This window comes from Chryseobacterium sp. G0201 (assembly GCF_003815655.1).
Lineage (GTDB): Bacteria > Bacteroidota > Bacteroidia > Flavobacteriales > Weeksellaceae > Chryseobacterium.
Genome location: NZ_CP033917.1, coordinates 3,587,757 through 3,606,983 on the forward strand (window position 1 = coordinate 3,587,757; position 19,227 = coordinate 3,606,983).

At 35.6% G+C, this 19,227-nt stretch carries 18 protein-coding genes; 14 read left to right on the top strand and 4 right to left on the bottom strand.

Annotated elements, in window-relative coordinates:
- Nucleotides 1-108: 108 nt before the first annotated feature.
- The 4 genes from EG348_RS16170 to EG348_RS16185 all read right to left on the bottom strand — a co-directional run bounded on the left by EG348_RS16170 (nucleotide 109) and on the right by EG348_RS16185 (nucleotide 4,595).
- On the bottom strand, nucleotides 109-1,872 hold the full coding sequence (locus EG348_RS16170) for a flavin monoamine oxidase family protein (protein WP_123984018.1): 1,764 nt from the start codon (nucleotides 1,870-1,872) through the stop codon (nucleotides 109-111).
- Nucleotides 1,873-1,884: 12 nt separating this feature from the next.
- Nucleotides 1,885-3,072, bottom strand: a complete 1,188-nt coding sequence (locus tag EG348_RS16175; RefSeq protein WP_123984019.1) for an FAD-dependent oxidoreductase — start codon at nucleotides 3,070-3,072, stop codon at nucleotides 1,885-1,887.
- A 485-nt stretch (nucleotides 3,073-3,557) separates the two neighbouring features.
- Nucleotides 3,558-4,145 carry a hypothetical protein gene (locus EG348_RS16180; RefSeq protein WP_123984020.1) on the bottom strand — a complete coding sequence of 196 codons (588 nt, stop codon included), beginning with the start codon at nucleotides 4,143-4,145 and terminating at the stop codon, nucleotides 3,558-3,560.
- 90 nt (nucleotides 4,146-4,235) lie between these two features.
- On the bottom strand, nucleotides 4,236-4,595 hold the full coding sequence (locus EG348_RS16185) for a prevent-host-death protein (protein ID WP_123984021.1): 360 nt from the start codon (nucleotides 4,593-4,595) through the stop codon (nucleotides 4,236-4,238).
- Nucleotides 4,596-4,961: 366 nt separating this feature from the next.
- On the opposite strand from EG348_RS16185, the gene EG348_RS16190 reads away from it, so the two are divergent.
- The 14 genes from EG348_RS16190 (at nucleotide 4,962) to EG348_RS16255 (ending at nucleotide 19,226) form a co-directional block, all read left to right on the top strand.
- Nucleotides 4,962-5,333: a hypothetical protein gene (locus EG348_RS16190; RefSeq protein ID WP_123984022.1), complete on the top strand. Its 372-nt coding sequence runs from the start codon at nucleotides 4,962-4,964 to the stop codon at nucleotides 5,331-5,333.
- A gap of 155 nt (nucleotides 5,334-5,488) precedes the next feature.
- Nucleotides 5,489-5,791, top strand: a complete 303-nt coding sequence (gene ureA, locus EG348_RS16195; protein ID WP_072408448.1) for an urease subunit gamma — start codon at nucleotides 5,489-5,491, stop codon at nucleotides 5,789-5,791.
- A gap of 12 nt (nucleotides 5,792-5,803) precedes the next feature.
- Nucleotides 5,804-6,172, top strand: coding sequence for an urease subunit beta (ureB, locus tag EG348_RS16200; protein WP_123984023.1), 369 nt, complete (start codon nucleotides 5,804-5,806; stop codon nucleotides 6,170-6,172).
- 1 nt (nucleotide 6,173) lies between these two features.
- The gene (gene ureC, locus EG348_RS16205; RefSeq protein ID WP_123984024.1) at nucleotides 6,174-7,895 is read left to right on the top strand and encodes an urease subunit alpha; all 1,722 of its coding nucleotides are present in this window, start codon (nucleotides 6,174-6,176) and stop codon (nucleotides 7,893-7,895) included.
- Nucleotides 7,896-7,979: 84 nt separating this feature from the next.
- On the top strand, nucleotides 7,980-8,624 hold the full coding sequence (locus EG348_RS16210) for a hypothetical protein (RefSeq protein ID WP_123984025.1): 645 nt from the start codon (nucleotides 7,980-7,982) through the stop codon (nucleotides 8,622-8,624).
- A complete protein-coding gene (gene ureE / locus EG348_RS16215) occupies nucleotides 8,614-9,126 on the top strand; it encodes an urease accessory protein UreE (RefSeq protein WP_123984026.1) in 513 nt (170 codons plus the stop codon). Before EG348_RS16210 ends, ureE begins: the two co-directional genes overlap by 11 nt.
- Nucleotide 9,127: 1 nt before the next feature.
- Nucleotides 9,128-9,811, top strand: coding sequence for an urease accessory protein UreF (locus EG348_RS16220; RefSeq protein WP_410494130.1), 684 nt, complete (start codon nucleotides 9,128-9,130; stop codon nucleotides 9,809-9,811).
- Between the two features lie 160 nt (nucleotides 9,812-9,971).
- Nucleotides 9,972-10,610 carry an urease accessory protein UreG gene (gene ureG, locus EG348_RS16225; protein ID WP_123984028.1) on the top strand — a complete coding sequence of 213 codons (639 nt, stop codon included), beginning with the start codon at nucleotides 9,972-9,974 and terminating at the stop codon, nucleotides 10,608-10,610.
- On the top strand, nucleotides 10,611-11,396 hold the full coding sequence (locus tag EG348_RS16230; protein ID WP_123984029.1) for an urease accessory protein UreD: 786 nt from the start codon (nucleotides 10,611-10,613) through the stop codon (nucleotides 11,394-11,396).
- A 13-nt stretch (nucleotides 11,397-11,409) separates the two neighbouring features.
- A complete protein-coding gene (locus tag EG348_RS16235; RefSeq protein ID WP_072408459.1) occupies nucleotides 11,410-12,111 on the top strand; it encodes a hypothetical protein in 702 nt (233 codons plus the stop codon).
- A gap of 140 nt (nucleotides 12,112-12,251) precedes the next feature.
- Nucleotides 12,252-13,142, top strand: coding sequence for an urea transporter (locus EG348_RS16240; protein ID WP_123984030.1), 891 nt, complete (start codon nucleotides 12,252-12,254; stop codon nucleotides 13,140-13,142).
- Nucleotides 13,143-13,179: 37 nt separating this feature from the next.
- The gene (locus EG348_RS16245; protein WP_123984031.1) at nucleotides 13,180-15,432 is read left to right on the top strand and encodes a TonB-dependent receptor; all 2,253 of its coding nucleotides are present in this window, start codon (nucleotides 13,180-13,182) and stop codon (nucleotides 15,430-15,432) included.
- A gap of 186 nt (nucleotides 15,433-15,618) precedes the next feature.
- Complete coding sequence (locus tag EG348_RS16250) at nucleotides 15,619-16,509, top strand: helix-turn-helix domain-containing protein (RefSeq protein WP_123984032.1); 891 nt, start codon at nucleotides 15,619-15,621, stop codon at nucleotides 16,507-16,509.
- 380 nt (nucleotides 16,510-16,889) lie between these two features.
- Nucleotides 16,890-19,226: a TonB-dependent receptor gene (locus EG348_RS16255; RefSeq protein WP_123984033.1), complete on the top strand. Its 2,337-nt coding sequence runs from the start codon at nucleotides 16,890-16,892 to the stop codon at nucleotides 19,224-19,226.
- Nucleotide 19,227 lies beyond the last annotated feature (1 nt).

Here is a 19,227-nt window from a genome sequence, read left to right on the forward strand (position 1 = left end):
AATGTCTAATGATTTCTGTTAGCTGGTAAAGAACAGATATTTTTAAACAAAATCCAGCTCATATTTAATTATGAACTGGATTTATTTATTACTTTTTATCTTTTTGATCTACCATCCTAAATAATAATCAGGGCTCAGCCAAATCGGACGATGCATTCCAAAATGTTCCTGTAGCATTTTTTCTGCTTCACAAAAAGCTCCTTCTACCCAGCCTTGTTGATCAGAATAGGCTTCTCCGATAATATGAATTTGCTCATCAGCAACAGGTTTTCTCATGTAAGGCATCACATTTTCAATTGAATATCCGGCTTTCCACGCGTGATATCCTGCGCCGAAAGGTTCGTCTGTCCAGTCTTTAAAATAGGTTACGTAAGGATCCGGAATCGTTATATCCGAACCGTGAAGTTCTCTAAGCTGATTCATTAATTCATCCACCATTAATTGGGTAGCCTGAACATCATCCAGTTGATGAAGTTCCTTCAATGATGCAGATTTAGCGGGTTTTACCTCAAAAAGTATTTTGTCATCGGTCAGTGCTTTCCAGAAAGTTTCGGTTTCCATATCTCCGTAACTTCCCAACAGCATTGAGTTATTGGTTTCAGGATCTGTACCGAAATAATAACATTGTCTCATCGGTAAATCGGTGATAGAATGTCCGGAATCAATTTTTAATTCTTTCCACCAAGGATATTGGAAGCCCATTAATATTTTAAAGGCAGGCTCCATAATCACCGAACGGATATTTTTATTGATGACTGAATTTTCATTAATATCAAAAAAGAAATTATTCTGATCCAAAAGCTCCAGAGATTTTCTAGGCATCGCAAGAACCAGCTTGTTTGCATAGACATTCCATGTCGTGTTGGTTTTCAGATTAAGAAAAGTCAGTTTGTATTTATGAGTATTTTTTAAAGAATGCTCTTTTGTGAAAGTAAGCAGCTTATTTTCAGACCAAATACAGGCTCCATCATGCTCCATATAAGAATTGGCGACTGCATACGCAATGCTGTCATATCCTTCTTCAATGGTTTTGTAAATAGTTCCGGCAGAGAAATCCCCAACCATATAAGGAAACGCTTCTGCCGAGTTCCAATTGATGGTGTTTGAATAATATCCGCCCGCGTTGGCTACAAATTCATATCCTTCCTGTGAAATTTGATCTTTAATTAAGTTCCAAAAACCTAAATCATTCACTTTACGCTGATCGTAAGGAGAATTAGGAAAATTATAGACTAATTTAGGTTTAATATCATCCCAGTCTTTGCTTGTTAATTTAAAACTGTAATCGTAAACATTATCTCCTTTGATGATCTTATCTCCGTATTTTTTAGCAACCCAAGAATCTGCCATTAAAACATCATAAATGATTTTGTTAAAAAGCTGATCTGAACTGAAACCATAATCATCATCATTCAGATAATATCTGGTTTCGAGTTTGTTACCTTCTTTCTGAGCTACATCCCATGCATCTTGTTTGAAACGTTCTTTTCTGAGATACATTAATAGCTTGGTAGGATCACCCATCGGAAATGGAACAGGAGTCATTTTATCTTTCAGAACGGGAATACGTTTGTCTGGATTTGCTTCAGAAAGAGGGTAGCCTTCAATTAATGTCGTTACAATTTCCTGAGAAGTCAGGTAGCGCATACCTCCCAATTCGCCCCAGAAATTCATTCCGGGTATCACTACGGATTCTAATCTTCCGCCAAGCTTATTATTCATGTCGAAAATTTGTACTTGGCCGGCAGTATATTTTTTATCCGTTACTAAACGGTAAGCGGTGTATAAACCGGAAGTTCCGGCACCGATAATAGCGACTTCAATTTTTAAATCAGGATGCATTCCTGGATTTAATGGGGTGTTTTTATTCATGGTGTAATACTTTTAAATGGCTTTAAAGAATTTGCGTCCTAATTGGAAATGAGAAATATCGAAATCCGTATGTCCGTCCAAGGCAAGATCAGACATGATTTTTCCTAAAAATGGGGTGAACTTTGCTGCCCATCCTGTGGCATAAACCACAATGTTTTTATGGTTGGGGACGTATTTTGGTGCAAAATCAATCAACAATTCTTTGTTGGGTATTGTACTCAGGGCAATAAGGCATGTTGAGGTATATTCAGGTTCTGTACTTAGGCCTGCCATGTGCTCTTTTATCCATTCCGAAGTATAAGCAAGCTCTTGTGGATTTGGAATTAAAGTTCTGTCACTCGGCTCTTCTAAAGGATTGATAACGAAATCCGGCGCCACACGAATATATTCCGGATGATCCCATTCAACCGATGGGAAACCATAAAATTCGTTTCCATTTTTTCCTACAGGATTCTGGAAAACAAACCATGTTGGATATTGGATGGAAGGATCAGTTTTTTTGAAATAAGCGGAAGACATATTCCAATACGTGGCTTCTATTTTAAAATCTAATAAGTTAATTACACTGTTAATGTACGGCCCCGGAATAATCGCCAGCTTTTTAGCAATATAAATTCCGTTAGGAGTTGTGATTTCAAAGAGTTCACCGTTTTGTTTGATTTCAAGAACGGGCGAATCCTCTCTCAACTCAACAGTTTCTTGTTTTTTGCATAAACTTAAAAGCGTTTCAATTGTTGCTTTAAAATTGATGCTGGCACCATCCGGCTGAAAAAGTCCGGTATAATTTTCAGGTAAATTTTTAAAATGATATTGATCTTCAATTTCCTTTGCGGTTAGGGTAGTGTAAGGAACATTTAAAGCTTTGAGGGCTTTTTCAGCTTCAGCGATATTTCCTTCGGTGGAATGTACTTCAGGATCTCCAAACCAAAGTGTACCCACTTTATCAAGCAAGGATGTTTTGGTTTCTTTTTCTAGCTCATCCCAATAAGGTTGTGCATCTAAAGCCATCTGTACCATATATTCTTCAGGATATGGAATTCGGAATTGGCGCGATACTCCTGCTGAACTTCCAAGTTGATTCACAAAAGTAAACTGCTCAAGAACTAACGTCTTTGCTTGGCGTTTGCCGAGATGGTATGCTGTTGCCAGACCAATTGCTCCTCCGCCAATAACTATTACGTCGTAGTTTTCAGTATTCATGGTTATTTGTTTTTAGGTTTTCTGCTGTTTTGAGACAAGTAAAGAATACAATATTTGAAAGATTAAATTTTAATCCTTATGTACAGGGATTTTCAAGCACATTATTGTTGTCTTTACTGTGTATTTCAAAGTAACAAAGAAGACGGAAAATGTGGTAGAGTAGAAATAATGAATTACAGCTTTAAGTAGAAATACTTAATGAAGTTTGATAGAAAGAATGTATGAGAGAAGATGAAAAAGGATTTTTTTTTGTTGGAAATCGCAAAGGCACAAAGGTTTTTGATTTTTATACTGTTTTAAGGCGCAAAAAAAATCAAAGATTTTCAGCAAATGTTAAGTGTGAACAGTATAGATTTTATCTACGATAAAATCCTTGCGTCTTAAAACAGTGTTTTAGTTATAATTTACGCCTTTGCGATTATCCAACCTTTTAAAATGGAAATTTTAAATAGTTTTGAAGCTTAATTAAATATTCAATTCAGTTTTTACTCCAATTGATGATCAAATTTTCTGAGAGTTTGAATTGTAGGCAACGGCTTTAGAATAATTTTCTTTTCGCTTTTCTTGATAATTTTATCTGAACCTAATAATTGGGCTGTTTCGGTTCTTGTCCCTTTTATAAGATCAAATTCAGTTTCGGTAGTTGTATTTTTGCCGTCCCAACTAACTTTTGAGAGGTTGATTAAGTCAAATTTTCCGTTATTGAACAAAAATTTATATTGATTTTTAACATCTTTAATTTCAGAATAGAGCGTAAAATAACCATCTTCAATAAAAACATCCGGAACTTGATCTCCGCCATATTTACCATTCGGATATTGAGGATTCATTATTTCAGTTGAAGAAATGATTAATTTAAATTTACCATTCGGCTGTAGGAAAAATATTTCCAGTTTTAAAGGCTGTTCAGCATCAATAGTATCCATCGAGACAGTCACTTTATCCCTCAAACCATCTTTATTAAGATCGCCCATCTCTTCTCGTACTTGCACAAAATGATGTTGTATTTGTTTTTGCTGCGAATAAGTAAAAATTCCGGCAAGAACTGAAAAAATCAATAATATATTTTTCATGCTTTTAAGATACATGAAATTATTTCATCATTTTGTGCTTTCTGAATAAATTTGTTAAAGTTGATCTTTAGTTACGAAATAAAATAGTATTTAATTAAGATCATAATTAGCGATAACTAAACCTAAAATGAAATGAACGTAGTCTTGTTCTGCATCTTTTCTATTGATCAGTCTGTTTTTATAATCGTAAGAATTTAATACATTTATCAATTTCTGGTAAGTTTCAAAATTATCATCTTTAATTTTTACTCTTACATTTCCTTCCCTTGTTTCGATGATTTCATTCTCCAAAGTTCTGATTTTAAACAGAGCATGACATAATTTTGGAGCGAAACGCATCTTTCCGACATACCTTTCAACTACGTTTACCTTGAATGACTCAAATACGATTGTATTGAAAACAATATTAGAGTTAGGTTCTTGCGTATTGAGCTCAAGTTTATAATTCATTAATTTATTTTTGACAAATTTAGGCAGAAGTAAAAAAAAAACAAAATAAAATATCTAATTTAAATAATTGAAAATTTATATGGGCTTAGAATAAACAAAAATTAGCGGTCAACAACAACAATTATAGATATCTCTCAGGGTATATTTTAAAAGTGAATAATTAAGTGATTATCTTTATTGAAATCTTTGTAAATCCTTATTAATAGGATGTTTTAAAAGCAATTGATATTTTGCTTATTTACGCTAATATGAAAAATATTCATTAAAAATTAAAATCTGATGTCTATATTTTGTCACGATTTTGAACATTTTAAATGACCTTTTTGATAGTGATAAAATTTTAATTACTATAATTTTACATTTATAATGATGAATAGAAAAAATAGAGTATTACTGCTGCATATCGCATTCCTTTTTGCGGTGTTATGTACAGGTTTTCACCTTTTTAAAAGTGAAAAAAATTCTTTTTCTATCAATAATAAACAAGGCAAGTTTTTACAAAAAGCAAATACACAAACTGAGGTTGATATTTACAATTTATCAGATATTCAGGATGAATTTGCATTAGAAGATCTCGATAACACATTACTTGATGTTGAAGTATTTTTAGAAAGATGGGTTGCTAATACATTTAGAATTCAGAATTCTTCTTCTCAGCCTGTTATTGCTCACAACTATTCATTTATTACTTTACCGAGGTATATACTTTACCATTCTTTACAGATACCTGGCTGTTAATTTCTTTTTTATCCATAACTAATTCCTATTAGTCCGTATTCGATGGCGGATAAGGGATTCTTATGTTCAATTTCAATTTTTTCGATACTCTGATTTGCCTTTTTTGATAAGGCAGACAGGATAACATATGTCCAATTTTTTAAATAAAAACATTTATGCATTTAACACCAAGAGAAACAGAAAAACTGATGCTCTATATGGCAGGAGAGCTTGCTTTGAAAAGAAAAGCGAGAGGTCTTAAATTAAATTACCCTGAATCAATTGCCTTAATCAGTCATTTTTTGCTGGAAGGCGCAAGAGATGGTAAAAGAGTCGCAGAACTAATGCAGGAAGGCGCACAGATTCTTACTATTGATGATGTAATGCCGGGAGTGGCAGATATGATCCATGATGTGCAGATTGAGGCAACTTTTCCGGACGGAACTAAGTTGGTAACCGTACACAACCCAATTCGTTAAAACTAAACTGTTATGATACCAGGAGAAATTTTTGTAAAAGAAGGGACTATCATCTGTAATGAAGGCAGAGAGACCGTAAAAATAAAAGTCATCAATACAGGAGACCGTGCTATCCAGATAGGATCTCATTTTCATTTTTTTGAAGTGAATAAAGCCATGAGCTTTGACAGAGAAAAAGCTTTCGGAAAGAGATTAAATATCGTTGCAAGTACGGCTGTACGATTCGAGCCGGGAGAGGAGAAGGAAGTTGAGCTTGTAGAAATAGGAGGAAATAAAAAGGCAATAGGCTTCAATAATCTTGTTGATGGATCTGTGGATTCAGCCAGTCAAAAAGAGGAAAGTTTAGCTAAAGCCAATCAATTAAATTTTAAAAATCTGTAACATGAGCTTAAACGTAGACAGAAAACAATACGCCAATATATTAGGGCCAACAGCAGGAGACAGAATAAGATTGGGCGATACAGAATTGATCATTGAGATCGAAAAAGATTTTACTTATTATGGCGACGAAGCAGTTTTCGGAGGCGGAAAAACAGTTCGTGACGGAATGGGACAAAACGTTACCGCCAAAAGAGCTGATGGTGTTTTGGATCTTTGTATCACTGGAGCAACGATCATCGACCACTGGGGAATCGTGAAAGCAGATATCGGAATTAAAGACGGCAAAATCGTCGGAATCGGTAAAGCTGGAAACCCCGATACAATGGATGGTGTAACCCCGAATATGATCATCGGAGCTTCCACAGAAGTTCATGGCGGAAAAGGATACATCGTAACAGCAGGAGGAATTGATACCCATATTCACTATATCTGTCCGCAACAGATAGAAACTTCTCTTTACAGCGGAATTACGACCATGATCGGTGGCGGAACAGGCCCTAACGACGGAACCAACGCAACAACGGTTACTCCTGGAAAATTCAACATGCAGAAAATGTTGGAAGCAGCAGAAGAATATCCTATGAATTTAGGGTTCTTCGGAAAAGGAAACTGTTCTGCAGAAGGACCAATTGAAGAACAGGTAGAAGCAGGAGCATTAGGTGTAAAAATTCATGAAGACTGGGGGGCGACTCCTGCAACGATTGACGCGGCTTTAAAAGTAGCAGATAAATATGATGTTCAGGTGGCAATACACACAGATACATTAAATGAAGGTGGCTTTTTGGAAGACACTATGAGAGCGATCAATGGCAGAGTAATTCACACTTTCCACACAGAAGGCGCAGGAGGTGGTCACGCTCCGGATATCATCAAAGCTGCGATGTATCCAAACGTTTTACCGGCTTCAACGAATCCTACGCGTCCTTATACGATCAATACGATTGATGAGCACTTGGATATGTTGATGGTTTGTCACCATTTAAGTAAAAATATTCCTGAAGATGTAGCGTTTGCAGACTCACGTATCCGTCCGGAAACGATTGCAGCAGAAGATATTTTACATGATATAGGAGTATTCAGTATCATGAGTTCCGATTCTCAGGCGATGGGAAGACCGGGAGAAGTGATTACCAGAACATGGCAGACAGCAAGTAAAATGAAAGATCAACGCGGTCAGTTGGAAGAAGATGAAAATACAGCTCATGATAACTTCCGTGCGAAACGTTATGTAGCGAAGTATACCATTAATCCGGCTATTGCTCATGGAATTTCAGAATATGTTGGTTCAATTGAAGCTGGAAAATTAGCCGATTTAGTGATCTGGAAACCTGCGTTATTCGGAGTAAAACCTGAAATGATCGTAAAAGGAGGTTTCGTAATTGCTGCAAAAATGGGTGACCCGAATGCTTCGATACCGACTCCGCAACCTGTTATTTACAGAAATATGTTTGGAGCTCACGGTCGTGCTAAATATGGAACTTGTGCCAATTTCGTTTCTCAGATTTCAATTGATAACGGAACTATTGCCGAATATAAATTAGAAAAAATGATTCTTCCTGTAAAGAATTGTAGAAATATTTCAAAAAAGGATCTTATTCATAATGATAAAACTCCGGTAATTGAGGTTAATCCTGAAAACTATAAAGTAACAGTTGACGGTGTGCATATCACATGTGAACCAGCAGATAAGCTTCCATTAACTCAATTATATTTTTTATTCTAAAAATTTCACAAGGCTCTGTGAAAAATCGGAGCCTTTTATATAATTAAGAATAAATCACAATATAAAAATTCAATATGAAATTACATGAGATCTTTATATAAAACAGGTTTTGCATTGGTGATGGCAGTTGGTCTGTTTTCATCTTCATTAAATGCACAGTTTTTAGGTGGAATGAGGTTGAAAAATGATGAAGAAGGACCAAAAGGACAATTCATGATTTATGGTTCATTAGATTATTCAAAAATTATAACGCCTTCAAGCACGAGTAGTACAGTTTCAAGCGCGCCGATTGGATTGGGATATTTTATCAATAACAATGACCTTGTCGGGGTAAATTATGCTTACTCACAAAATTCCGTTGATCATAATGTTATATACAAACAAAATGAAGCCGGAATTTGGTACAGCCCATCATTAATGCTCGGGAAATATTTTGTACTGATTGCTCAAGTTGATGCTCACTATGTTTGGGGACAGCAGGTTTCAGGAACCTCAGAATCAATGGAAAATTTTAATGGATACCGTTTGCGCGCTTATCCTTTGATTGGAATTGTTCTGGGTGGCGGTTGGGCACTCAAATTCAAATTTGCAGAGCTTTCTATGTTGCAGACCAAGGCAAAGGAAGGCTGGACGAAAACGTATGTGGCAGGAATCAGCGGTTCAACATTCGGAGTAGGGATTTCCAAAAATCTTGACTTCAGAAAAAAAACTAAAAAAAATGATAATTAACGAAACTTTAGGTAACATTTCAGAGAAGACAATTGTTGAAAAATCAATAGATTATCTCGATCTGGAATGGTTTGAATCTACAAAAAGAATTCAACGTAAAAAGACGCGTCAGGGAGAAGATGTTGCTATTAAATTTCTTAGAGAAGGTCAACGCCTCAGAGAAGGCGATATTCTTTATGAAAGCGAAGAAAAACTCATTGTTGTCAATATTTTGGAGACAGAAGCAATTGTAATTTCTCCGGATTCTATGTTGGAAATGGGAACGGTCTGTTATGAAATTGGGAACAAACATATTCCGCTTTTTATACAGGAAAATAAAGTGTTGCTGCCTTTTGAAATGCCGATGTACAGATGGCTGGAAGTAAGTGGTTTTAAACCTGAAAAACACTCTGTAAAGTTGTTGAATCTTCTCAAATCAAATGTAGAACCTCACGGACACGGAAGTCTAGGCTCATCAATTTTCACTAAAATTTTAAAAATGGCAGCTCCAAAAGATGAATAATATGAAATTTTTAGCCAGCTTATTACATATTTCGGATCCAACTTTACCGATCGGAGGGTACACGCATTCCAACGGACTGGAAACTTTCGTGCAAAAAAGAATTGTACACAACAGAGAAACCGCGCAGGAATTTGTAGAAAATATGCTCAAATATAATCTGAAATATAACGACGGGGCTTTTGTAAAATTAGCGTATGAAGCTACAGAATCTAAAGATTTAAAAACAATTTTAAGCTTGGATCAGGAATGTAACGCGTTGAAATGCCCGAAGGAAATCCGCCAGGCGAGCCAGAAATTAGGTTTGCGTTTAATCAAAATTTTTAAAAGACATGAGAATTTTGAGTTGATGGAAGCTTATGAAAAAGCCGTTCAAAATCGTGAAGCAAGTTCTCATTACAGTATTATTTTCGGAATGTATGCGAGTTTATTGAAAATTCCACTTCAGGAAGCACTTTTCGGGTTTTACTATACTTCTTCGGCGGGGATAATCACAAATGCCGTAAAGTTGGTACCTCTTGGACAGCTTGACGGACAGGATATTCTGTTCAAATTATATTCAATAATGGAAAAAACAGCGCAGGAAACCATAGAACTCGACAGAGATTTAGTAGGTCTTTGTAATACCTCTTTTGATATCCGTTGTATGCAGCATGAAAGGTTGTATTCAAGGCTTTACATGTCTTAATAAGTGAATTGTAAATATATGTAAAATTGACTTATTGACCATTCACAATTCATTTCTTCGCTGAGTGGAACGCCCTTGCGAACTTAAAAATATTCATAACTAAAATCAAAAAAATCCTTGCGGACTTTGCGATAAAAATAAAAAACAGAAGCAATTTAAAATGGAAAATAGAAAATATATAAAAGTAGGAGTTGCCGGACCTGTAGGTTCAGGAAAAACAGCTTTATTAGAAAGATTAAGCAGAAAATTATACGGAACATATGATCTTGGAGTAATTACCAATGACATTTATACAAAAGAAGATGCAGAATTTATGGCTAAAAACAGTCTTCTTCCTCATGACAGAATTATCGGGGTAGAAACAGGCGGTTGCCCTCACACTGCGATTCGTGAAGATGCAAGTATGAATTTGGAAGCGGTAGATGAATTGGCAGCCCGCTTTCCGGAGATTGAATTGATATTTATCGAAAGTGGAGGTGATAATCTGTCCGCAACATTCAGTCCGGATCTTGCTGACGTTACCATTTTTATCATTGATGTAGCGGAAGGTGAAAAAATCCCAAGAAAAGGAGGGCCTGGTATTACAAGATCTGATTTGTTAATTATCAATAAAATAGATTTAGCTCCTCACGTTGGAGCAAGCCTTGAAGTAATGGAAAATGATACCAGAAGAATGAGAAACGGAACTCCTTTCGTATTTACCAACCTTAAAACCGATGAAGGTCTTGACAAAGTGATCGGTTGGGTGAAAAAATACGCCTTATTGGAAGAAATCGAAGAACCGAATCTTGTAAGATAAATGGATAGTCGCTTACATATTATAGCTGGACACAAAGCCGGGAAATCCTATGTGAAAGATCTTTTTGTATCACCTCCTTTTCGTGTGGTTTCTGTAGGACAGCGGAAAAGTGATAATAAACTATATCAGATCATAATGAGTTCTTCCCCCGGAATTCTGGATGGTGACCGCTATCAGCTGGATATTGAGTTGGAAAAAGGTTCTGCATTACAGCTTCAGTCACAGTCTTATCAGAGATTATTCAATATGAAAGATGAAGCCGTTCAGCAGTTGAATATTTCTATGGAGGATGATACTTCTTTTGCCTATGTTCCGCATCCCGTGGTTCCGCATGAAGATTCGAATTTTAAAAGTAAAGCTAAGATCAATATTGGTGAAAACAGCCAGGTGATCATGGGTGAAATTATTACCTGCGGACGAAAGCATTACGGAGAACTTTTTAAGCTTAAAAAATTCCAGAATCTCACAGAAATTTACCATAAAGATAAATTAATGGTGAAAGATAACGTGCTTATTCAGCCTGATTTGTTTCCTATTAAAAGCATCGGCAATCTAGAAGAATATACCCATCAGGGAACTCTTATTTTTTATAGCACAAAAAAGGATTTGGATAAAAATTATTTGATCGAAATCATTTACACTCAAATAGAATCCCAAGATGAAATGGAGATAGGTATCTCAGCAATGGAAGATAACGGATTTATCATCAGAGCATTGGGAAATGGCGGAGAAGTAATGTATAATTTTTTCCTTAAAGTTCAGGAAATCCTTTGGGAATTAGAATAAATAAAATTAAAAAATGAATGCAACTATTTGGGCATTAATGCTGAGTGCCATATCCATAAGTTTTATCCATACCGCAACCGGACCGGATCATTATCTGCCATTTATTGTGTTATCAAAATCAAAAAAATGGAGCAGAAGCAGAACTATTCTGTTAACGATTGCCTGTGGTTTTGGTCACGTTTTAAGTTCTTTGGTGATAGGCGCAATCGGAGTTTTTCTTGGATGGCAGCTTAATCAGTTTGCATGGTTTCAGGATATCAGAGGGAATATTTCGGGATGGGCATTGCTTATTTTTGGGATCGCTTACCTTATTTATGGATTGATTCAGGCTGCAAGAAATAAACCTCACAAACATTTCGATGTATTGGGAGACGATGTTTACGTCTACGAGCACAATCACACCGAAATGGTAATGCCACAAAGCAGAATAAAGGTAACACCTTTTGTCCTTTTCATGATCTTCGTGATGGGACCGAGCGAGCCGCTTACTCCGCTACTTTTTTATTCAGGATTAAACCGTTCTGTAACTGAAATCTTAGCATTGGTACTTCCGTTTACCCTAACAACAGTGGCAACGATGCTTGGAATGGTTTTACTCGGCAGATATGGATATTCAACCTTATTCAATACCGAAAAACTGGAACGTTACATGGGCGTGATAAGTGGAGCAGTAGTTACGATATGCGGTGTAGGAATGGTTTTTTTAGGCTGGTAGCGAATGGTGAATAGTCAATTTGGCGTTGCCAGTGAATTTGATCCTTGTATTGACAAGCGAAGCAAATTCACTATTCACAATTCACTCTTTTAGTCTAAATCATTTATCATCTATCAATGATCATTTATAAAATTAAAACTATGGATAAATTTTTTCAAAAAATACCTTTTATAGATAATATTTTAAAGGGAATCGGGCAGATCATGCTTCAGGAAAACAGATGGACAGGGCTTTTATTCCTTATCGGGATTTTTATGGGAAGCTGGGAAGGCGGTATTGCTGTTCTGTTGTCTACAAGTGTAGGAACATTCACCGCGATGAAGCTTAACTATGATAAATCTGAAATAAATGCAGGATTATACGGCTTTAGTGCAGCTTTGGTGGGAGTTGCTTTGTCTTTTATATTTCAGATAACGATCGTTATTTGGGTTCTTATTATTTTGGGTGGAGCATTGGCGACGATTATTCAGCATTTTTTTATTGTTAAAAAAATTCCTGTATTTACTTTTCCTTTTATTTTGGTGATCTGGATCAGTGTTTTTATGTTGCATCATTTTACACAGATTCCGCCATCTGAAATGATCAGTGCGGAAGCAGAAAAGTTGGATTATGACGAACTAATCGCTCCAATTAATGGTTTTGGAGAAGTTATTTTCCAGGGAGGAATATTGTCCGGAGTTATCTTTTTTCTGGCTGTTTTTATCAGTTCTCCGGCAGCGGCTTTGTATGGTTTTGCAGGCTCTGTTTTGGGGGCTTATCTTTCTCACATCAATGGTGAGCCTGTAGATCAGGTTCATATGGGATTATTCGGTTTTAATGCGGTGCTTTCTGCTATCGTTTTTTCAGGTTTCAAAAAAATAAACGGTTTATGGGTGTTACTTTCTGTATTAATTACCGTCGGAATCGATGATTTTTTGATTGATCACAACCTATTAACTGAGGTAGGAGGCGTCCTTACTTTTCCTTTTGTGGCAGGAACGTGGATCACTTTATTAATTCAGAAAATTTTTATTCCTAAAAAAGAGAACTAAAATATTTAGACTAAAAAATCAATTAAAGAGAATATCAATGAAGAGAGCTCAAATAATGGTTGCCTTTCTTGTCTTAATAATGAACGGAGTGGCTATGGCGCAGGAAAAAGGAACGGAAAAACAATCATTTATTAAAGATGCAGATGATAAATTTCCGATTAGTGATGCTTTGATAAAATACAATCATGGGAATGATCATACGCATTCTGGATCTGACGGATCATTTAAATTTAATGTTCAGTCGTTTCCGGATACTTTGGTTATCAATCGTAACGGATATGATGAGGTGAAATTGGTGATTAATAACGATGAAGATAAAAACAAAGTTATTTTTCTTCAGCATAAGCCTTTTCAGATCTCTGAAGTAGAGATTAATCACAGTTCGTTTCTTTCGGCTATCACAAAGGTTGATTTGAACAAATTTCCTGTAAATTCTGCTCAGGATCTGTTACGAAAAGTTCCGGGACTGTTTATCGCCCAACATGCAGGAGGAGGAAAAGCAGAACAGCTTTTTTTAAGAGGTTTTGATGCCGATCACGGAACCGATGTCAGCGTAAATGTAGACGGAATGCCCGTAAATATTGTCTCACATGCTCATGGACAGGGATATTCAGATCTCCATTTTATTATTCCGGAAACGGTTAATAATATCGATTTCGGAAAAGGAGCCTACTATATTGATCGCGGAGATTTTGATACTGCAGGTTACGTTGACTTTCAGACGTATGATAAGCTGAAAAACAGCATGGTAAAGCTGGAAGGAGGTTCTTTTAACTCAAAAAGAATGTTGGGAATGTTTAATATCATCAATGATCCGAATAAAAGACAAAACGCTTATGTTGCAGCAGAATACAACTACACCGATGGTCCGTTTGATGTAAAACAAAACTTCAACAGGGTAAATATTTTCGGAAAATATAACCAATGGATTACCGATAAAGATTATTTTAATATTCAGTTTTCTACATTCAATTCTTCATGGAATGCTTCCGGACAGATTCCTGAACGTGCCGTAAATGAAGGAATTATCGATCGCTGGGGAAGTATCGATCCTACAGAAGGTGGAAGTACTTCACGAACCAATCTTCAGATGAATTACAAGCATATCATCTCTCCATCCGAGCAGATTGAAGCGATGGCTTGGTATTCTAAATATGATTTTAATCTGTATTCTGACTTTACATTTTATTTAAAAGATAAAGATCACGGCGATGAAATCGAGCAGAAAGACGGAAGAAATATATACGGAACCGAAATTAAATATACCAAAAGTTTTTCTCTGCCAAACAGCGCATTAAACTGGATCTCAGGAGTAGGATTCCGAAATGATGATATTAATACATTACAGCTTAATCATGTGTATCACAGAGATTTATTATTGGATAAAATGGCTGATGTTAACGGAACAGAAACTAATCTCCATGCTTATTCCGGATTAATCTGGAAAACAGGAAAATGGACGATTAATCCTGCCTTGAGAGTTGATCATTTTATATTTAATATGCATAATTTATTGGATTATGATCAGCTGCCTTCCGGACAGTCATCTGAAGGAACAAGATTAAGTCCAAAACTTAATTTTTCCTATGCTGCTAATGACAAGGTTATGTGGTTTTTGAAAACAGGAATGGGATTCCATTCCAACGACATGAGAGTGGTTGTTCAAGAAAAAGATGCGAAAACTTTACCATATTCTATCGGCGGAGATCTTGGAGTTAGATTACATCCTTTCAAATCGTTAATTATTACGCCGACAATCTGGTATCTGGCTTTACAACAGGAGTTTGTGTATGTGGGAGATGATGCTGTGGTTGAGCCTTCCGGAAGATCAAGACGTTACGGTGCCGATTTAGGAATCCGTTTTCAACCGTTAGAAAATCTGTATCTGAATGCCGATATTAATTATTCTCATGCCCGATTTGTGGATGAACAAAAAGGGGAGAATTATGTTCCGTTAGCTCCGGTAATAACGAGCACAGGTTCCGTAAACTGGGATTTTCTGAATGGTTTTTCTCTTGGATTACAATACCGTTATTTGGGTGATAGGCCTGCAGTTGAAGATAACAGTCTTCGTACGAAAGCTTATTTTGTGAATGATCTTGTGCTTTCTTACAATCGTGCAAAATGGGGTGCTAATCTACAGATCAACAACCTTTTCAACGTAAAATGGAATGAAGCCCAATTTGCTACAGAAACCCAATTGAAAAATGAAGCCGAACCTATTACGGATATTACCTACACTCCGGGAATTCCTTTTGGAGTAAAAATGGGTGTGTTTTATAAGTTTTAAAGTTTAAAATCGAGCAATTAAGATATTATTTAAGCTTAATATTCTTAATAATTTAAATTAAAATATTTAATGGTTGAAAAAAATATAAATCATTAATGTATTTGTGATTTAAAGAATTAATTAAACATTTAAAGTGCTTATTTTCAGCATAAAATTTGCATAACTTCGAAATTATAATTAACTGATATGGAAGTACTTTCCAATTTTCAATATAAAAAGCTTTTTCTCCCAAATATTACAGAGAAAATCCTGTCCAACAACGCAGATATACAGCTTTACAGGCTTGAGGATTATCTTAAAGGGATTCTTATGCCTGTAATTCCTTATCGAACTACTTTTAATTTTATCATTTTTATTACCAATGGTCATATCAAGCAGTATCTGGATAATCAGGAATTTCAGGCTGAGAAAGGTGGAGTTATTTATATTAAACAGGGAACGATTACGGCAACGATAGAATTGTCTGATGATGCTGAAGGTTTTTTCTTGGCTTACGAAAATAATATTTTAACCGAGCAGGAGCTTCCCAAGCATAAAACCAGTATTTTTTTCATGCCTCCTTTCATTAATTTGGATACACTTACTTATGGAACTGTCATGCAGCTTCTTACCATTATGGAACAGGAATTATGGCTTAATAGTCTGAACTTGAATGAAGTGATTGTTACCATGCTCCATCTTATTTTAGTTAAAATATTAAGTACAGATTCCAACAACCATCATAAATCTGCCAGCCGTCCAATGGAATTGTCTCTTCAGTTCCGGGAAATTTTGTTTAAATATCATGTGGGCGAAAAAAGAGTTGCTTTTTATGCAGATAAATTGTCTGTTACAGAAAATTATCTTACCAAATGCATAAAAAATGTAACACAGAAGTCACCCAAACAATGGATCAACGAAATGGATATTAATTATAGCAAAGCTTTGTTACATTCAAGTAAAGATATAGCGGAGATTGCTTATGACCTTAATTTTCATACAGCTTCCCATTTTACCCAGCTTTTTAAAAAAATTACAGGAATTACCCCTAAAGAATACAGAATACAATTTTTGAAAGATAAAATGATCGTTTCCTAAGTTAATTCTAATTAATATTCTTATTTCTCGAAAGTTGATGAGTTTAAGATATAAAGTCTTTAAATAGTAATATTTAAGGGCTTTTTTATTGATGATCAATCAATAAAAATCCAAAAATAGAAGAAAAAATATCGTTATAGAATTTAATATTTAGTTTTTTATTCATACTAAGGCAATAAATTTAGTATCAAAGTGTTTTTATTTCAAGTTGATATTTATCTTTGCAGTGAAATATCCTAAAACAGGTCTGTTAATCAGAGAAAATAACTGTTTTTTGATCATTTTTTTGCTCAATTAATTTCCTGTTTCATCCATTTAATAAACATCAATAAACTATAATTAATATTTAAGAAATTTTACTACATTAAATAATAAACTGAATGCAAACATCTTTTTTTAAAATCGCGGCGGCTTCAGCTGCGCTCTGTTTCAGTACTTTAGCTGTAGCGCAGCAGAAATACTCGGTAAGCGGAACTGTAAAAGACCAAAAAAACGGCGAATTACTGATCGGAGTGACCGTAAAAGTAGCTGAAGATCCATCAATCAACGTTGTTGCTAATGAATACGGATTCTATTCTTTATCCCTGCCGGAGGGAAATTACAGAATGATCATTTCCTATCCGGGTTACAAAGATTTTGAACAGAATATAAAAGTTGATCAGAATGTCAAGCTGGACCTTCCTTTAATTCAGGAAGAAAAACAGGAAAGAACTGCCAATATCGATGAGGTTATTATTTCCGGGGTTAAAAAAGATAAAAACCTTTCAACCGCTCAAATGGGTACAGAAACGTTGAGCATCAAAAATATAGAAAAATTGCCGGTGTTATTTGGTGAAAAAGATGTGATGAAGACAATCCAGCTTTTACCGGGGATTAAAAGTAACGGTGAAGGAAGCAGCGGATTTAGTGTAAGAGGAGGCGCAACCGATCAGAATTTAATATTATTGGATGAAGCGCCTGTTTATAATGCTTCGCACTTGCTTGGTTTTTTCAGCACTTTCAACAGTGATGCATTAAAAGATGCAAGTATCATTAAAGGAAACAGCCCGGCACAATATGGCGGACGACTTTCTTCGGTGATGGATGTTAAAATGAAGGACGGAAATAATAAAGATTACAACGTCAATGGAGGAATCGGTTTAATAAGCAGCAGACTGAGCGTGGAAGGGCCAATTCAAAAGGAAAAATCATCATTCATTGTTTCTGGAAGAAGAACGTACGCAGATTTATTTCTGAAATCAACCGACGATTTTAAAGACAGCAAACTGTATTTTTATGATCTTAATTTAAAAGCAAATTATCAGGTTAATGAAAATAACCGTCTTTATTTATCAGGATATTTTGGAAGAGACGTTTTAGGATTAGGCGATACTTTTTCGACAGATTGGGGAAATACTACGGCAACACTTCGTTGGAACAGTATTATCAATAGTAAATTATTCTCCAACACGTCTTTAATTTACAGCAACTATAATTATAAAGTAAGTTTAAAAAGCAACGACAATACATTCGGACTCGATTCTCAGATCGAAGATTGGAATCTTAAACAGGATTTCACATGGTTTGCAGGAAATAAACATTCGGTTCGTTTTGGCTTACAGTCTATTTATCATACGATTACGCCTAGCAGTGCTTCGGGAACAAGCGTGAGCAGTTTTCCGAGAAATCCCAGATCTTCATGGGAAAATGCAGTCTATATCAATGATGATTTTAAAGCAACTGAAAAATTAACTGTTAATTATGGTTTAAGGCTTTCAAGTTTCAGTGTTTTAGGGGGTGATACGTTTAATAGTTATGAAAACGGAGTTCTTACAGACAGCAGATTTTTAGAAAAAGGAAAATTCGGGAAAACATATGTAAATCTTGAACCGCGTATTACGGCAAACTACCGTATTAATGAAGTGAGCAGTGTAAAAGGAGGGTATTCCAGAAACACGCAGAACTTACATTTGTTGAGCAACAGCAGCAGCGGAAATCCTACCGATCAATGGATTGGAAGCAGTTATAGTGTAAAGCCTGAAATTGCAGATCAGATAAGTTTGGGATACAGCAGGAATTTCAATAACAATAATTATGAAATTAATGCGGAGGTGTATTACAAATCAATGCAAAATCAGATCGATTTTAAAAATGGAGCTCAAATCTCATTTGATACCGCTGCAGATGTTGAAAGTGAATTGCTCTTCGGTAAAGGAAGAGCCTATGGTTTAGAATTAATTGCTAAAAAGAAAAGCGGTAAACTAACGGGCTGGATATCTTATACCTTATCAAAAACAGAACGAAAAATAGACGGCATCAACGATAACGAATGGTACAATGCTAGAATGGATAAAACCCATGATCTTTCCATCGTTGCAACCTATGAATTGAACAAAAAATGGTCTCTTTCAGGATTATTCCTTTACAGTACAGGGAATGCGGTGACTTTCCCAACCGGAAAATATGAGCTGAACGGGCAAACAATATTCCAGTACAGCAGGAGAAATGACGACAGAATGCCTGCCTATCACAGAATGGATTTGAGCGCAACCTATGAACCGGAATCCACAAAACGTTTCAAAGGTTCTTGGTCATTCGGAATTTATAATGTTTATGGTCGTGAAAACGCCTACACGATTACTTTTGAAGATAATCCGAACAATCCGGGAACAACCCGCGCAATGCAGACGTCATTATTCCGTTGGGTACCAAACATCACTTACAATTTCAAATTTTAAA